Origin of the sequence: Psychrobacter sp. PAMC 21119 (genome assembly GCF_000247495.1) — a bacterium.
Classification (GTDB): Bacteria; Pseudomonadota; Gammaproteobacteria; order Pseudomonadales; family Moraxellaceae; genus Psychrobacter; species Psychrobacter glaciei.
This window is the reverse complement of record NZ_AHVZ01000003.1, coordinates 50,928-67,795: the sequence shown is the minus strand read 5'-3', so window position 1 is coordinate 67,795 and position 16,868 is coordinate 50,928. Positions and strand designations below refer to the sequence as shown.

Genomic DNA, 16,868 nt, shown 5'->3' with positions numbered 1-16,868 from the left:
AGCGTGATTGTATAAAGAGTGACTGTATAAAGCAGAACGGTTATTGAGTCAAAAGTTAGGTGAATTGACTCAATAATCGCGTCATGAAAAAAGCCAGTTTGGCTTATTTTTAATAGCGTTACTATTTTGCAGCGATGCACTCGACTTCAACGCTAGCACCAGCGGCCAACTCTGCGACACCGAACGCGGAGCGTACAGGGTAGGGCTTAGCCAATTCAGCTTTATAGACTTTATTAAAATCATCAAAGTCGTCCATATCCGTCAGCATCGCCATACATTTGACGATGTCAGACTTTTGGTAGCCGTATTTTAGTAGCGTGGCATGGATGTTGTCTAAAGCTTGTTTTGCTTCCGCTTTGATCCCGCCTTTGACCAATTTGCCATCTTTAAAACCGATTTGTCCAGACATGTATAAAGTGTTGCCGACACGTACCGCTTCTGAAAACGGATAGTTGCCACCATCACCCAAAAAGACAGGGCTAGATTTAGTCATGCTTGCGCTATTAGTTGTGGGCGCGGCATTGGCACTAACGGCAAATCCTAATGAGCACGCAGCTACTAAAAGCGCCTTGGATAGGTTGGTAGTAAACTTATAGTTATGTGTGGACATCGTTGTCTCCTTATTATAATACCAAACTCAAAAAGTACGATTAGCTGCGTCAAACTCGTTTAGTCTACAATAAGTAGTACGTTCACTCGTCTTTCTGGCTACGCTTATTTTTGTGAATGGTATAAGCTTATGAATCAAACGTACACTATAGATACTAGATCTCTTGCATAAGTCATTGCTAGCCCTTGATACTCCGTTATCGGAGGTCAAGGAAACGGTACTTTTGCAAGAGGTCTACTATAGGTAAAGCAGAAAATAGCCAAATAGTGCAGTCACGATTAGGCTCTCGCTTGCTTTAAGCATTATCATCACTTTCGATTGTAGTGTCGTCTGTTGTGGAAGCAGTAACAGAGTCACTAGATTGCTCAGTCTCAGTTTTGGACTTATTGTTTTGTCCTTGGCGACGTGCTTCTAACTCTGATTTCGGCACCCAAGCCCATAGCATTTCAACGACGATAGGGTCGCGATCACTGTCAGACTCGCGGTCATGGATCACGCAAGGAATAACCATCTCGCCTTTTGGCGTGTTTAAAATGTCCAAGCGTTGCTCATCAGACAAGGTCGCCACTGCGGCCACTTGACCTTTTTTAATCGGGCGATAAAAATTAATCGAATAAGATTTAATCAGTAATACACGGTCAGAAGGTAGATTCAAGCCCAAAATAAAGCCCGTTGCGGTCTCAGCCAGTAAAGTGATGGCAACAGCGTGGATAGAGCCAATATGGTTTTGCACGGCTTTGTTATTATTCAAGCTGACCACGACTTGATTGGGGTCGACTGTTTCATAATAGACGCCCGTCGTGCCCACATACGGCACCACTTTGCCAAAAGCTTTGGATAAAATAGTAGAGCGCGCGCCAGCGGGTAAATATTTAGTCACCGATAAGAGTTTGGTGAATTGATTGTTTACGGGCTTAAGAGTGCTATTGGGTTTTTCGACTGGCGATCTTGTGCTGTCAGTGTTGTTGGCTGGCAATTTATTGGTCAGCTTACTAGGGAGTCTTTTTAATAATCCTGACATACAAAATTCCTTATTTAGGTCAGTTAGATGAGATTTTAGCATGATAAATTTTCATGATAGTGGCAAGTGAGGTAGAGGTTATCGTCACCGCTATTGCGACCATATTACCTTAACCTAAGTGTCACTACTATTATTAGCATGAACTACCGCGCTTATAAAATGCCAGTAACGTAGCCATATAATTAAGGGTAATCAGGGATAATTAGGAGTGATGAGAGCTTGTGAAATACTTTTAGACGAAGCTATCTGTTAGATTAAGCTGCTAGCTGTAAAAATAACCATGCTGTAATAGTGGTATTTTAGCACAATTTTATTATTTTTTTGATACCCATTTTGGATGCTGGATGACGTTATGCCTGAGAGAGAGATTCATGAGCCGACCAATATTATTTATACTGGCGTCGCTGGTACTGGTAAAACCTACCAGTTGCTCCAAATTGCTCAGCAATATACCGACTACTTGCCGAGAGCAAACGCGGCTGATTTGCTGGCACAGTTATTACAAACGCTAAGCTGGCGTGATGTGGTATGTTTGGTGTTTTTAGATTTTCACTCTGAAAAACAAGACCTCGTAAAAGTACCTGAAATCGTCAGTCATGAATTTTTTGTCGCCAAAGCCGCACAGAATGCGCGCAAGAAAAACTTAAGTAACACGGCATGGTCAGTGCTGCAAATGCACAGTCCCACCAGCTCAAAAACGGTTACGTACAAGAACCGTGCTAGCCAAGCCTACTTTGATAAAGACAATAGCGGGGCATGGTATTTGCTCCCTGAGAGCATGCCATTACTAAAGGATTTATCACAGAAATTAGCGGAGTTTCAGCAGGCGCAGCATGATAATACCGCAAGCCAACACCATGCTTTTAGTGACCAGCGTTTTAGTATGGTCAGTTTTCATCAGGCCTATGGTTATGAAGAATTTGTTGAAGGTATTCGCCCCGTTATGGAGGCATCTGGTCAGACGAGTCCTCATCAGACGGTCAATAACCAAGCACAGATGAGCTATGCCATTCAAGATGGCGCGTTCCTCAAGCTCTGTCAGCGTGCAGCGCGTGACCCTAAACGGCGCTATGCCATGCTGATCGATGAGATTAACCGTGCCAACGTCTCACGGGTATTTGGTGAGCTACTCAGCCTAATTGAAGCAGATAAGCGAGCTGGCACGGCAAACGCTATGAGTGTTAATTTGGCCTACTCTGGGCGCGCTTTTAGTGTGCCAGCCAATGTCGATATCTACGCCACGATGAATACCCAAGACCATTCTTTAGCGGCATTAGACATGGCTTTGCGGCGGCGCTTTCGCTTTATTCACTGTCCGCCAAAGCCAGAACTGTTGTCGATTATCACCGCTTTTGGCAACGCCAATCAAAGTTTAGAAAGCACTCAGTCAGCAGCATCCATAGATTTGACCAAATTGCTGACAGGTCTAAACAATCGCATTAGCCAAACGTTGGGGATTGAGGCACAATTGGGTCATGCATTTCTGTTTGGTGTACAGAGTTTGGCGCAGCTACAGACCGCATTGATTGAACAAATCATTCCACAGTTGGCACAAGCGGCGGGCGGGCAAGTCGCTATCTTGCAGTACGTGTTCAGAGATGAGCAGCAGCCGATGAAGGCGCAGTTTATACAAGATAGTCAAGCGGCAATTAGTCAGCATTTGGATGACGAAATAAATGACCAGACGAATACTATGACACCAAGTCAGTTATTTAGCGGCCACAATGCCTTTTTAGGACAGTCGATGCATACTGGTAGCTACAAGATTAATGAAGATTTTCTCGCAAGGACAGGCGAGTTTACCAATCTAGCTGTCTACCAGCGTTTATATTAATAGCGTTTATATTAATAAGGTTACCAAGTGTTCATCAATAGCGTCGCATACGCCACTACGAATGGTAGCGTCAATAATGTTAATAGCACTACTATGAAGGCGCTTGATACCAATATCATGACGGTATTTGAGCATCAGCGTTTGACGGTTCATGATTTTTTGCAAGCGTCTGATTTTCAGTGGTTGATGGCGCAAGAGTTTGCCGTATTTACTATCAAACGCAAGCAGGGACAATGGCAGCTAAAGGTCGGTCATTATATTGGCATAGTGTTATTGCCCAGCGGTATGACGCTTGAGATTTTGCCCAAGATGATTGCCTCAGCGTCTACCAGTCGCACGCCACAGCAGCAGTCTTTTAAATCTCATCAAAATAGCGCTAGCGATATCAGACAAGCCCGTCAATGGGTACAAAATATGCTGTCCGATTTGATTAATACCAGTAACCAATACCATAGTAAACTGCCCAATACAAAAAACTTAGGTCAATTTAACGCGCAGGTGACGCCGCTGCCGCTAAGCGCGCCATCGTTGTCGGATTGGCTCGCACACCAGTTTTTACAGCGTTTGGCGCATTATCAACCGACCCAGCATTATCAGGCTCAGGTGGATAACCAAGCAACGCTACAAGGTCGGCTGTTGATCAAAGAGCAACTGCGCCGCAATAGCGTACAACCGCATAAGTTCGTCTGTGAGCGCAGTGTGTTGAGTCAAGACATGCTGAGCAATCGCGTGATCAAGAGTGCATTGGTATGGCTGGCACCACTCCTACAAACAGCCATGCCACCAAAATCCATACAGCTCTGGCAATCAGTGCATGTGCTTAATTACCATGAGCGGCAGCAACTAGAGTCGGTATATCAGCAAGCAAAGCGCCAACTAGCGCTGCAACCCCTGAGTCAGCTACAAGCAAACGCCGCCCAGCAATTGCTAGATTTGGCTTATTGGCTATTGCAGCAGTCAAATATAGAGACAGGCAGCGGTCTTGATACCAACTTATCCTCTCATCAATCTTCATCACGACCACGTTTGTGTCTATTGATTGATATGAATCAAGCTTTTGAGCAATGGGCAAGCCTACGTATCGCGTCGATGTTTGAGCAATTAAATTTAAATTATAAAGCACTGCATCAAGCACAAAGCGTGTGGCTAAATGATGCAGAAGGGCAGGCATGCTTATCTATTCGTCCGGATTTACTTATTTATCAGACACCAGATCACGATGATGTTTATCATGATAAAAATTATGTGGAAAATCCCTATAAAAATAGCCATGGCACGGCTAGCGCAAAAAAAACGCGTAACTACAGCCATGTTATCGACATAAAATGGAAGCATCTGAGCCATTCAGGGGCGATCAGTGCCAGTGATGCCTATCAGTTGACCAGTTATGCGCAAGCGTATCAAGCAGGGCAGGTGTGGTTGGTCTATCCGGTGCAAGGTAACATCAGGCAACCGGTAGCACTCAGACAACAAGTTCAAGGAAGCAGCGATAGGGATAGCAATCCCTCAAACGTGGCAAAGCTGTGGCTTGTGCCTTTTGATGTCTTGAGTGGCACGTTGAACGGTAAGCTCCTGCAAGAATGATAGAGGCTATCATTGCTGTGTTTCACTAACCATGACTCGCAACGAAAAACGGCTATTCAAAACAATTTCAATAAAATTTGGTTAATTTATAAATTAATTGAAAATAGGTGTTGACAGCATCGTCTTTTCCCCTTAATATGTGCACCTCGATAGCGAGGAACATTAAGCAGTTAGCGGCATTGCCGATAACGAATTAATCAACTTAACTATCGTGATAATAGAGAATTTCGGAGTGTGGCGCAGTTTGGTAGCGCATCTGGTTTGGGACCAGAGGGTCGTAGGTTCGAATCCTATCACTCCGACCATCTATTTTAAGAGCCTTACAGGCTTTTTTTTATGTATAATGATATTGTTTTTGATGTTATAAGTTTTTAATATTATAAGCAGATCAAAATTTGTAAAAGTCCTTTAAGAGCGCCTGTAGCTCAGCTGGATAGAGCATCTCCCTTCTAAGGAGGTGGCCGCAGGTTCGAATCCTGCCAGGCGCACCATTTAGCCTGCAAATCTTGCCTTCCTTGGCAAATAGTTATGGCGGTTGTAGCTCAGTTGGTAGAGCCCCGGGTTGTGATCTCGGTTGTCGTGGGTTCGAGTCCCATCAGTCGCCCCATTTTATTTAGTACTATTTTCTACTTGTCTTATTTATACATACTGATTGCCCTCGTTGGCATTTTTTTTCGTCTGCATTTTTTGTTTCTTGATCTTTTCAACTCTCTGACCATTTTCTTCTGGTTAGACGATCGCGTATCGCCCCTTACTTTTCACTCATGCCGTGTTGGTTTTTAAATGACCAGCGGATTTATTAGTCGCTAATTTTCTCATCAGTATTTTGTCACCAATATTTTATGAGCACAGTTGATTTTGACAAAGCTTAGTTTTGACAAGGCTTAATTTTAAAGGCTTAATTTTGACAGGGCTTAATTTTGATAGGGCTTGGCTTTTATTTAGTCATATATCCCTACTTATTTTAGGGTAAACTGCTCATTATTAAGTAAATATAAACTATTGATTAAAAATTTAGAATAATGATTTGATGGTATGGGTGAGGCTGGCTAATTTAGAGTACTGAGCCTTATTAATATTGCTAATATTAAATATTTCTACAGAGGCAATAAAGGACGGTCTTTCTACAAATTCGGGTTCGATATGTGTGTAGCGTACGTATAACTTTAAGCGCAGTCCACGATAAGTGATTTCTCTTGTGTAATATCTCTTAGGTGGTTTATTTTGCAGGGTTAAGATCAACTGCCATAGATTATTGAGGAAGTCATTGATGGACGCACTGAGTGTATTGCTACAAAATGTGCATTTGTTTGAAACAAAATATTATCGTTTAAATGGTTCTGGTAATTGGTCGTATTCACTGACCAGAAAAGACACCATTCTATTTTATTTGGTGATGTCAGGTAGCTTTTGTATCGATGTGGGCAATGGCTTACGAGAAGCACATGCTGGCGACATCATCATGGTTCCCAATGCTTATCAACATGTCAGTTATGCGCTGAGTCATCATGGGGATGCTGCAAAGCCGTTGGATGAGCTGCTCACTAATTGCAAAGACAATACGCTTGATATGATAAGTGACGGCGATGAGAAGTCGTCGTTGATACTGATTGAGTGCAAATACGACAAAGAGATGGTTAATCCTTTATTGTCGGTGTTGCCATCGATATTGCCTGAGATCAATAATGACACCGATGGGCGGTTTGAGGTCATTGATGTAGAGATTAAACTTTTAACCCTAGAGTCTCAGCATGAGCGCATGGGCAAAACGGCAGTGATCAATCATTGGGCAAGTATTATGATGATTGAGTGTTTGCGCGTTTATATCGAAAGCATACCTGAGGCAACAGACAATTGGTTAAAGGCGATGAAAGATCCGTTTTTAACCAAAGCACTAGCCGTGATGCATAATGCACCCAGCCAAAATTGGACGATTCTGACGCTTGCTGAGGTCGCTGGCATGTCACGCTCCAGCTTTGCTCAGCGCTTTAAAGATACTGTCGGTATGCCGCCACTGACCTACTTAATCGATTATCGCTTGCGTTTGGCCGCCCGTTATTTACGTTTGCAGCAAAACAGTATCAGCCGTATCAGTGAGCTGGTCGGTTATGCGTCGGACTCGACCTTTAGCCAAGCCTTTAAGCGCGTCTACGGGGTGTCGCCAAAAGCCTATCGCCAGCAGTACCAAAGACAGCTGCTGGCTTAGTGTCTGACAGCGTCTTTAATCTCCTCGCAAAAACACCATCGCAAAAACACCCTCGTAAAGCGTTAAGGTTGAATATTCGACCTTAACGCTTTTTTTGTTTTATATATGCTTGAATACTGAATATTCTCACTCGATAACGAAACCTAAATGGCGTCATTTGATTAAGAGTCTTTTGCTGTTGTAAAGCTGACAATGCGTTTAGGTTCAGGTACTATGGAGTGATGAGTCGCTTAGGTGCGACCACTTGTTTTTAGCGCTTTATATTTTGCTGTCTGGCAGTGATATCTGGTGACTCAAGCGATGTTTATTTTTGAAGCTGATGGTGTGTTATGACTGAACCGACCGCAAAACCAACTGCAAAATCGTATGACCAAAAAGGCGCTTCTACGCTTGCCAAAAATAGCAGCAGTATCGATAAAAATGATATCGGACACAATCAGCCTCTGTCAGAAGATAAGCTAAAAAATAAGGTAGCGATTTTGCCTGATAAAGCAGCGTTGTTGGCATTATTTACCTTGCCCACTTCTGAAAATGTAGGGAGTGAAAGCGCAAGGATTGACAGCACAGGTATCGAAAACTCAGAGACTAACAGAACTGCTGTCAACGAAACCAATATTGCCGAGCAGCGTGTGGCGCTGTATCGTGCCCAGCACGAACGTACGCGTCTACTTTATATGGCTTCTGCCGCCACGCGACCCACTTATTTGGTGCAAACGCTAAAAGCACAGTTCGCCGAATATCAACAGTATCTACTCGCCCAGCAGCTTGATAAGCGCGGTCTAATGGATACTGATGCGCTTGAAAGGCTTTGGCAGCAGCTGCATGTGGTTGATGATATTATCGCAGATATCGTGCGTCATATGCCCGCACAGCAGCCAGCGGGCTGGCAGCTAACCATGCAGGATGGTCACAATCCATTGCGTTTCGCGACGGTTGGCAAGCTTAAACACGGCAAGCCTATCTTAGAGCAAGCCAGCCTCAATAGTTATGTACTCAGTCACTTTGGCGTCAGTAGTTTTACCTATGACCGTGGCTATTACATCGGTCATGTCGTCGGCTATTTATTCAGTTGTTATTTTTGCGCCCATTTATCTGTTAGCTATAGCGTGACGTCGCTTGGTCCGCAGGTCGTTGCCGATTATGAGTATGCCAGCCTTGAAACCCCGCATATGGTGCGGTTGCTACAAGGTTTAGACAGTTATTGTAAAAAACGTATCTATCAGCTGGCAGTCATCTGTGCGCGGCTTAGTGTTTTTGCCAGTGACAAACGCATTGAGAGAATGTTGATCGCTGAAGTGAATGATTTTGATAAAAAATTGCAACAGCAGCATCTGGATGTTTTATTATTACAAGGCTTGATGCCTGATAATAACGACTCAACGCCCCTGTTTTAAGTGGTTTTTTATCTAAGCCAGCCGTTATTTAAGCACTGATATTTACGCACTAATCCAACCCTTTTTTGACTACTTTAGGATATCCGCTGCTATGCCCGCTTATCATTATAAAGCGCTCGACGACCACGGCGGTGTCCAAAAAGGCTTACTTGAAGGGGATTCTGCGCGACAAGTACGCCAGCAGCTGCGCGATAAGCAGTGGACACCCGTTGAGGTCAGTGCGGTCAATGACAGACAAAATCAACATAAAAGCCGTTATAAAAAACCATCGGCTTATGAGTTGGCGCTCCTCACCCGTCAATTATCAGTATTACTCGCGGCTGGTATTCCGCTTGAAGAAACGCTGGCCGCCGTCGCCAAGCAATCGCCAAAAACCCATATCAAATCCTTAATGCTTGCCGTGCGTTCGCATGTTTTAGAGGGCTTGAGCCTCGCCCGTGCGTTGCAGCAAGCGGCCAGTTTTCCACCGTTATATATCGCTACCATTGCTGCTGGGGAAAAGTCCGGTCATTTGGATTTGATCCTGAATCAGCTAGCAGACTACACCGAAAACCGTTTTGCGCTGCAAAAGAAAATCCAAGGCGCGATGGTTTATCCGATTGTGCTCATGGTAATGGCAGTCGGGGTAATCATGGGTCTAATGAGCTTCGTGGTGCCCAAAATCGTCAAGGTTTTTGAGCAGTCTGAGCAAGCACTACCTTTGATTACCCAAATCGTGCTTAGCCTATCGAACATCATTACCCAGTGGTGGTGGCTGATGCTACTAGTATTGTCAGGAACGGCGTTTTTGTTCTATCGCTTTGCCCAGACACAAGCAGGTAAGCTGACGATAGATAGTGTCGTGCTGAGACTGCCGATATTGGCGCGGCTATCAAAAGGTCTGAATGCGGCACGCTTTGCCAGCACCCTTGCGATATTGGTGCGCTCAGGTGTACCGCTGATTGAGGCACTACACATTGGTGCTGCCGTTGCGACCAACTTGCATATTCAAAAAACCATTATCACTGCTGCCGATAGGGTGACAGAAGGCTCAAGCTTATCCAGTCAGCTAGAAAAATCCTCATACTTTCCGCCGATGATGGTGCAGATGATCAAAAGTGGCGAGAACTCAGGCGAGCTTGAAAACATGCTCAGCCGCGCGGCCAATATGCAAGAAGCGGAAGCCACCAACTTTATCAGTACTTTACTATCACTACTTGAGCCTTTGATGTTAGTGTTGATGGGTGTGGTGGTCATGATCATTGTGATGGCAGTGATGCTACCGATTGTGAATATGAATGATTTGGCAGGCTAGCTAATATCTTTCTAAACCTTGCGCCAGCTTTCTTAAGATTTGCTTACTGTTGTATATTGTTGACTGAGCCACATTTTTGCTATGGCAAACTCAAGCACCACGCTATAGTGAAAGCGGGTCAACATTATACTCATCAATGTCAGCCGTTACTGAATACTGGCTATGATGACAATATGAGCGCAGCGCTGGATAAAAATAAAACCATGGTTTATAGTGATAATCGTCTCAAGACTAATCAATACAACTTGACTGCCATTTTACGATTTAAATTACTCTGATCCCAAAAGCGATGATAAAAGCGATGACTATGATTGACAACCTTCAAGGAAAGACGGTGCCGCAACGTGAGATAAACCAAGCTCCTTCGGATACCATGGATGAGCAAACGCCATTATCGGTGCAGCGCCGTCCAGCAAAAGCGCATTACCAGTCAGGATTTACCCTTATTGAGATTATGGTCGTCATCGTGATTTTGGCGATTCTTGCTGGTTTAGTAGTGCCAAAAGTGGTTGGGCAAAGCGATAAAGCGCGTGTCAAAACCACTGAAACCGCACTAGCGACCGTATCGAATGCCCTTGATATGTATAAGGTGGACAACTCACGCTATCCGACCACTGCGCAAGGTCTTGATGCTCTGACGACACCGCCTGCGGATGCCAAAAACTATCCTGATGGTGGCTATATCAAAGGTGGCTATCCAACCGATGGTTGGGAGAGTGAGATGCAATATGTGGCACCGGGTAATGAAGGTCGCCCTTATGATTTATTCTCGTTAGGGGCAGATGGTCAGCAGGGCGGTGAAGGTCAAGATGCTGATATTTATGCCAAGTTATAAACCATTTAGCGGCACTGCCAATAAAAAATAACTGGTAGCGGTTTTAAAAAACAGGATCTACGACCTCACGGTTAATGATCGATGTATATCAATCAATAAGGCATTATTGGTTGATATTTTTTATGCATTGGTCAAAAAAATCCAACGTTATTTCGATATATAGTCAACTTAAAATAGAATCGATACGTTAATAGTTATGTGCGACTGGTATAAATTTCGCTTGCTTGCTGCTATCACAGAGGCTACGAAAAATTCATCCCAGTCGCGCTGTATTTTTTTAAAGCAATTCCACTATAAGTCGATAGGTTCAGCGCTAATCGTAGCGCTGGGTTTTGAGTGCTAACCTAGCCAACTTCTAAACATTGAAAGCAGCAATCAAAGGTAGACAACCATGCCAATTAATACGCCATTCTCCAAAATACTAACAAGCAAAGTACTAACAAGCAAAGTACTAACAAGCAAAGCTACTGCCAAAAAACCTTACTTGTTGTCTTTCGTTTTGTTGGGTAGTACGTTACTGACTGGACTGACAGCGACTTCCATGACGGTACAAGCAGCAGGATTGAGTGACTTGTTTAGTAATAATAACAGTGCCTCGCAGTCGAAGTTTTTGCCAGTTGATCAAGCCTTTCAAGTTATCAGCAGCACCAAAGCCACCTCTAAAGGCACGCGTTTATCGATCGCTTTTGAGATTACTCCGGGTCATTATGTCTATAAAGACAAGCTCACTTTACGTTTTCCTAAGGGAGTGAGCGCCACGCCGTTTACGTTTAATCAGTCACCTGTCTCAATCGATGATCCAACTTTTGGTAAGGTACCTGTATTTACGCAAAGGAGCGTGATCGCAACCACGACTCTGATTACCAGCAATGGCAAAGGCGCTAAGAATGTGCCCGTTATTATCGGTTGGCAAGGGTGTGCAACAGCAGGGTTATGCTATCCGCCAGAAAAAGTTAAAACGAAGATAAACATTGCTGCGACACGCAGATAACACGCAAACAAATAGCAAGCAGGTTGATTCAAGTATCGGTAATAATAGGTAGCCATTCATGTCCATCAAGACATTACGAAAATCCTCATCATTCAGCGCCACCACTCGTCAAAGAAAATCATATGTCTTAGCGCTTGCTATCGCTAGTGGTTCAATACTTACCGGTCTGACAGCGACCTCGATGACGGTGCAAGCGGCAGGGCTTAGCGACCTCTTTAGTAGCGATAAAAGTGCTGGGCAGTCGAAATTTTTGCCAGTAGATCAGGCGTTTCAAGTCAGTACGGATAGTACACCTACCAAATCTGGTACGCGTTTATCAATTAATTTTGATATCACTCCTGAGCATTACGTCTACAAGAAGCAAATTAAGCTCACGCTACCTGCGGGTGTGACGGCCGCGCCGTTCACCTTTAGCCAAACACCCTATTCAATGGATGATCCAACTTTTGGCAAAGTGTTGGTGTTTGATCAAGCAAACATGATCGCTACCACCACATTGACGAATAATAGTGGCAAGAATATAGATAACGCCGCTATTATCGTCGGCTGGCAGGGCTGTGCGAAAGCTGGACTATGCTACCCACCTGAAAAGATTAATACGACTGTCGATATCGTAGTCACATCGGCACAAATAACGGCAGATAATGCTAGTGCTGCGAACAAAGAGGCTGCGTCTAATGGCTCTACCGCAAACAACAGTCCTGCGAGTACAACCAATTCAACTATAAACTCTAACACGACATCAGAAGATACTGCTGCAACTGATCTTGACAATGCTTTGCCTGATAAAGAGCAAGCACTGACAGACGAGGGTGCTATTGATTATGATCTAATTGATGATAGCGCTGTAGAGTATGACTCTTTGGGTGGTAGTGCTGCGGCGAATACGCTCTCTGGAGCAGATAGCAACGTATCGGGTGAGGCGACCAACAGCGACAACGTATTATCTAATAACTTTATCGACAACGATCCTTTTGGTTTGGCGAGCCATCCTTGGCTAGCATTTGGCTTGCTATTCTTAGCAGGTTTGGGCTTGGCATTGACGCCTTGCGTGCTGCCAATGTTGCCCATCGTTGCTAATATCGTTGCCCGTCAGAAAAATCCGACAGTCAAAAAAGGCGTGATTCTAACGACCAGTTATGCGATAGGAGTCTCTATTGCCTACGGTCTTTTGGGCGCAGTGATCGCTGTCTTTGGCGAGTCATTAGGTATCATCGGTTGGCTACAAAACCCCATTATCTTAATCAGCTTTGCCATTGTATTCGTTTTGCTAGCACTCTATATGCTCGGTGTCTTTACGATTCGTTTACCGCGTGCCATTACCAGTAAAATGCAAGGTTTAAGTCAAGCTGGTGATAGCAAGTTGGGCAGTACGGGTGGTAGCTTGGTTGCTGGTTTCTTATCAGCCTTAGTGGTATCGCCTTGTGTCTCTGCACCATTGTTCGGGGCATTACTGGCCGTCTCGACCATCGGTAGTCCGCTATTAGGGTTTGCCGCATTATTTATGCTGGGCTTTGGGTTGTCCGCACCGCTGATCCTAATTGGGGCAACGCAAGGCAAAATCATGCCAAAAGCTGGCGAGTGGATGAATTGGGTCAAGCTGGGCTTTTCTTTATTGTTATTTGCCGTGGCATTGTTAATGATTGAGCGCGTCTTTATCTCACCAGTCATGCTATTGGTCTGGGCGCTATGGTTTATGGTCGTGGCAACATGGGCATGGAGCTGGATAGGCAAGGGTCGTATGCTGACCCAAGCATTGGGGTTGATTGCAGGTATTTGGGCGACGACACTGGTTATCGGTGCAGCGTTGGGTAACGATGATAGTCTACATCCACTGGCCTCACTAACTTCCCCTATGATGGCGCAAACGACTGGCGTGAATAATGCCAGTAGCAATGCTAATGATGTGCGCATTACCACACTTGCGGAGCTGGATGTGATTACCGCGGCTAATCCTAAAGTGATTGTCGATGTCACTGCCGAATGGTGTATTGAGTGCCGTATTATGGACAAAAACCTATTCCACAATCGTCCTATGCAGATGCAGGATTGGCAATTGGTGCGCTTAGATATCACGGAAACCACAGATGCTTCAAAAGCTATCTTGGCACGTTACCAATTGTTTGGTCCACCGACGCTATTGTATTATCAAGACGGTCAATTGGTGAATAAGCAAGTCGGTGAAATTGGTCGTCAAGAGTTTGAGAAAACATTGACGGAATTGAATAAGACACAGTAAATGTGATGCTCTAAAGAACGATCAATTTAACTAAAAAATCCATCGATGAGCCAGCGTCTCCCTCAGCCGAATAAGCTGAGGGAGACGCTGGTTTTTTTATACCGATTTCTCAATATATGCTCAGCGTCTTATCTCTTAACAATGACCGCATTTACTATTTAAGAGAAGGATTTGTCATTATGGCTGTTAAGTCATTATTAATTGAGTCTATGCTAGATTAAGTCTTGATAACGCTAGTATAATGGCAGTAATTTTATTACAATAACGCAACAATGTTCAAGCAGCAATGCTATGGCCGATGGCTACCAAAACTGGTTATGAGCGACACGCCCCAATAATTTCCAATCACATATCTATATCACTGACGACCAACTTTAGCTTAGCTATTATTGATGCTACCTGCATTAGACAATCTACTGGCTTCAATGCCAATCATGACAAAGGACACTTATGTTTGCTCCTCTTACACCCCAGCATCAGATTCGAAGCCTTATGGCTTTAGGGTTTGGGTCAAAGACTCAGCTGAGCATCGCTATGGGTATCGCTTTAAGCTGTACGGCTTTGCAAGCACAAGCGGCGAATGACGGTCAGGTTTATAATGAGATACCTGTTGCAGAAGCTATGCTTGAATATGACAATGACAACTCTCCACAAGTGGTTTACGAACGTCTAAAAAACCCTAATACGCCTATTGATCGTAGTAAGCTGTCGAGTAATGACTTTGTCGCCAAGCAGGCGAAGTTGTTTTTTGAATGTACGCAAGTACAGACCAGTTCTGCCCGTCTGGCCTGCTTTGATAAGGTGGCTGAGCAAGGCGAAACGCCAAGCTACACGAGCACCAAACAACCGCTAGATTTGGCAAAAACCTTCAAATCGACCATTTCAGGTAACCCGCAAGTCGTCTTTGCTGAAGAGAATACCACGAGTATTGTGCAGGCCAATAATACCGATACAGGTTTACTGGTCAATCAGTCAGATTCTACTGAGAGCCTAGATACCGTTGGACTGACGCAAAGAGAAGCAGAAGTCTTAGAAAACGTGGGCGTCACGCAAGGCGATATCGAAAAGTATACGCCGCTTAGTTTGTCTTATGACCTTGATAAGAACAGCGAGCGTGGTACTTGGACGGTCAGACCTTATCGACCAACCTACGTGTTACCGCTATTTTATACGTCTGATCCCAATTTAAATCCAGGGACACCGTCTCAAGAAACAGAGTCTTTCTCTGCAAATGACATACGTGAGACTGAGCTGAAGTTTCAGTTGTCTTTAAAGACTAAAGTGGCTCAAGATTTATTCGATACCAGTGCAGATTTGTGGTTTGGTTATACCCAAGAGTCGCATTGGCAGGTTTATAACGAAGATAATTCGCGCCCATTCCGCGCGACTGATTATCAGCCTGAAATATTTTTGACCCAACCAGTAGCAGCTGACCTACCTTTTGGTGGCCGTCTACGTATGTTAGGTGTCGGTGCTGTTCACCATTCTAATGGACAAGACGATCCGTTATCACGTTCATGGAATCGTGCTTATTTGATGGCCGGAGCGGAGTGGGGTAAGCTTTCAGTCATACCGCGTCTATGGGCTCGCGTGAACAGCGATAATAGCAGCGATGATGACAATCCGGATATCGAAGACTATATGGGTTATGGCGATATCAAGTTCTTGTATGATTTGCCTGATCAACAGAGCCTTAGTGGTACCCTGCGTTATAATCCAAGCACGAACAAGGGCGCTGCACAAATCGATTATATCTATCCGTTGTCAGAAAACGTCAATGGTATGGTGCAGTTGTTCCAAGGCTATGGCGAGTCTATCATCGATTATAATCATGAAAACACTTCTATTGGCTTTGGTATCGTGCTTAATGACTGGAAGGGTTTTTAGTATCAATAATCATCCTGACCATAAAGCATGTACCACTTAGCGCCTTATCAAACGGGACTATGGCTGGCAGAGTATCTGAGTATACGCTGCCAGTTATGCCGTGTTCACCAAAGCGTGTCACAATCTCAGCTTATACAAGACCAGCTGATACAATCTCCGCCAAAAGAATCCCAAATAGTAGAGTCACAGTACTCATCAAATACCGTTAATTCCATATCTGGTTCTTTGCCTAACAATCATTCGGTTGTCGCCAATCTGCGCTATTTTTTTGATAAGCGTTTAAATAGCGGTCTGCTTTGTCCGCATTGTCATCACAGCATAAGCTGGTTACCTAAACCATTTCAGGTAGACATGGCTGCTGGCAGTGCCCTATCTATCCAAGCAGCGACCTATTACGATTATCCGGTGCGCCAAGCGATTCGTGCGTTTAAGCATCACGAAGATATGACCAAGCTGCCATTATTGCTACACGCTTTGCGTCAACTCCCACGCCCGCACGGGTGTCATCACGACAACAGTATTATCATCGCCATGCCGACCACCGCTCAACGCCTGATCAAACGTGGCTTTGATCCCGTTAGTATTTTATCAGTGCACTTATCCAAGCATTGGCAAATACCGCTATGGCATGGGGTGCAGCGTATAGATGACACTATCAGTCAGCAAGGACTGACGCGTGCTGAACGCTTGAGTAATTTAGACAACGCTTTTGCATTAATTGAAAAACCACCCAGTAAACGTTTGATATTATTCGATGATGTCGCCACCACCGGTGCCAGTTTGCAAGCGTTAGGGCGTACATTACATTGCTTGTCTGGCATTACCCCCATCAATAATTCTTCAATCTCTCATAAACATCCTCTTATTGCTTATGCTTTAGCCCATGGTAGTCAGTGATAAATTGCTGCTAATCTATTGATATCTACTATTGTGTTGCTAATGTGTTACCTTACCGCTATATTATGAATATACT

12 protein-coding genes and 3 tRNA genes are annotated in these 16,868 nt (G+C 44.3%); 13 read left to right on the top strand and 2 right to left on the bottom strand.

Annotated features, from left to right (window positions below):
* Positions 1-121 precede the first annotated feature (121 nt).
* Together RH96_RS00310 and RH96_RS00305 are read right to left on the bottom strand one after the other, a co-directional pair.
* Positions 122-610, bottom strand: coding sequence for a RidA family protein (locus tag RH96_RS00310; RefSeq protein ID WP_010195847.1), 489 nt, complete (start codon positions 608-610; stop codon positions 122-124).
* Positions 611-905: 295 nt separating this feature from the next.
* Positions 906-1,631: a DUF4442 domain-containing protein gene (locus tag RH96_RS00305; protein WP_010195844.1), complete on the bottom strand. Its 726-nt coding sequence runs from the start codon at positions 1,629-1,631 to the stop codon at positions 906-908.
* 352 nt (positions 1,632-1,983) lie between these two features.
* Between RH96_RS00305 and RH96_RS00300 the strand changes: the two genes are divergently transcribed.
* The 13 genes from RH96_RS00300 to RH96_RS14885 all read left to right on the top strand — a co-directional run bounded on the left by RH96_RS00300 (position 1,984) and on the right by RH96_RS14885 (position 16,792).
* Complete coding sequence (locus RH96_RS00300) at positions 1,984-3,465, top strand: McrB family protein (RefSeq protein WP_010195842.1); 1,482 nt, start codon at positions 1,984-1,986, stop codon at positions 3,463-3,465.
* Positions 3,466-3,492: 27 nt separating this feature from the next.
* Positions 3,493-5,049, top strand: coding sequence for an McrC family protein (locus tag RH96_RS00295; RefSeq protein WP_010195839.1), 1,557 nt, complete (start codon positions 3,493-3,495; stop codon positions 5,047-5,049).
* A gap of 228 nt (positions 5,050-5,277) precedes the next feature.
* Positions 5,278-5,354, top strand: a tRNA-Pro gene (locus RH96_RS00290).
* A 109-nt stretch (positions 5,355-5,463) separates the two neighbouring features.
* Positions 5,464-5,540 (top strand) — tRNA-Arg (locus RH96_RS00285).
* Positions 5,541-5,580: 40 nt separating this feature from the next.
* Positions 5,581-5,656, top strand: a tRNA-His gene (locus RH96_RS00280).
* A gap of 663 nt (positions 5,657-6,319) precedes the next feature.
* Positions 6,320-7,255 (top strand): helix-turn-helix domain-containing protein, encoded by a 936-nt coding sequence (locus RH96_RS00275; protein ID WP_010195837.1) that lies wholly within the window; start codon positions 6,320-6,322, stop codon positions 7,253-7,255.
* A 329-nt stretch (positions 7,256-7,584) separates the two neighbouring features.
* Positions 7,585-8,649 carry a hypothetical protein gene (locus RH96_RS00270; RefSeq protein WP_010195835.1) on the top strand — a complete coding sequence of 355 codons (1,065 nt, stop codon included), beginning with the start codon at positions 7,585-7,587 and terminating at the stop codon, positions 8,647-8,649.
* A gap of 91 nt (positions 8,650-8,740) precedes the next feature.
* Positions 8,741-9,943 (top strand): type II secretion system inner membrane protein GspF, encoded by a 1,203-nt coding sequence (gspF, locus tag RH96_RS00265; protein ID WP_010195833.1) that lies wholly within the window; start codon positions 8,741-8,743, stop codon positions 9,941-9,943.
* 373 nt (positions 9,944-10,316) lie between these two features.
* Positions 10,317-10,778, top strand: a complete 462-nt coding sequence (gene gspG / locus RH96_RS00255) for a type II secretion system major pseudopilin GspG (RefSeq protein WP_141629669.1) — start codon at positions 10,317-10,319, stop codon at positions 10,776-10,778.
* A gap of 391 nt (positions 10,779-11,169) precedes the next feature.
* Complete coding sequence (locus RH96_RS00250) at positions 11,170-11,769, top strand: protein-disulfide reductase DsbD N-terminal domain-containing protein (protein WP_010195830.1); 600 nt, start codon at positions 11,170-11,172, stop codon at positions 11,767-11,769.
* Positions 11,770-11,827: 58 nt separating this feature from the next.
* Positions 11,828-14,008 carry a protein-disulfide reductase DsbD domain-containing protein gene (locus RH96_RS00245; RefSeq protein WP_010195828.1) on the top strand — a complete coding sequence of 727 codons (2,181 nt, stop codon included), beginning with the start codon at positions 11,828-11,830 and terminating at the stop codon, positions 14,006-14,008.
* A gap of 450 nt (positions 14,009-14,458) precedes the next feature.
* Complete coding sequence (locus RH96_RS00240; RefSeq protein WP_010195826.1) at positions 14,459-15,895, top strand: phospholipase A; 1,437 nt, start codon at positions 14,459-14,461, stop codon at positions 15,893-15,895.
* Positions 15,896-15,922: 27 nt separating this feature from the next.
* Positions 15,923-16,792 carry a ComF family protein gene (locus RH96_RS14885; RefSeq protein WP_026037031.1) on the top strand — a complete coding sequence of 290 codons (870 nt, stop codon included), beginning with the start codon at positions 15,923-15,925 and terminating at the stop codon, positions 16,790-16,792.
* Positions 16,793-16,868: the final 76 nt, after the last annotated feature.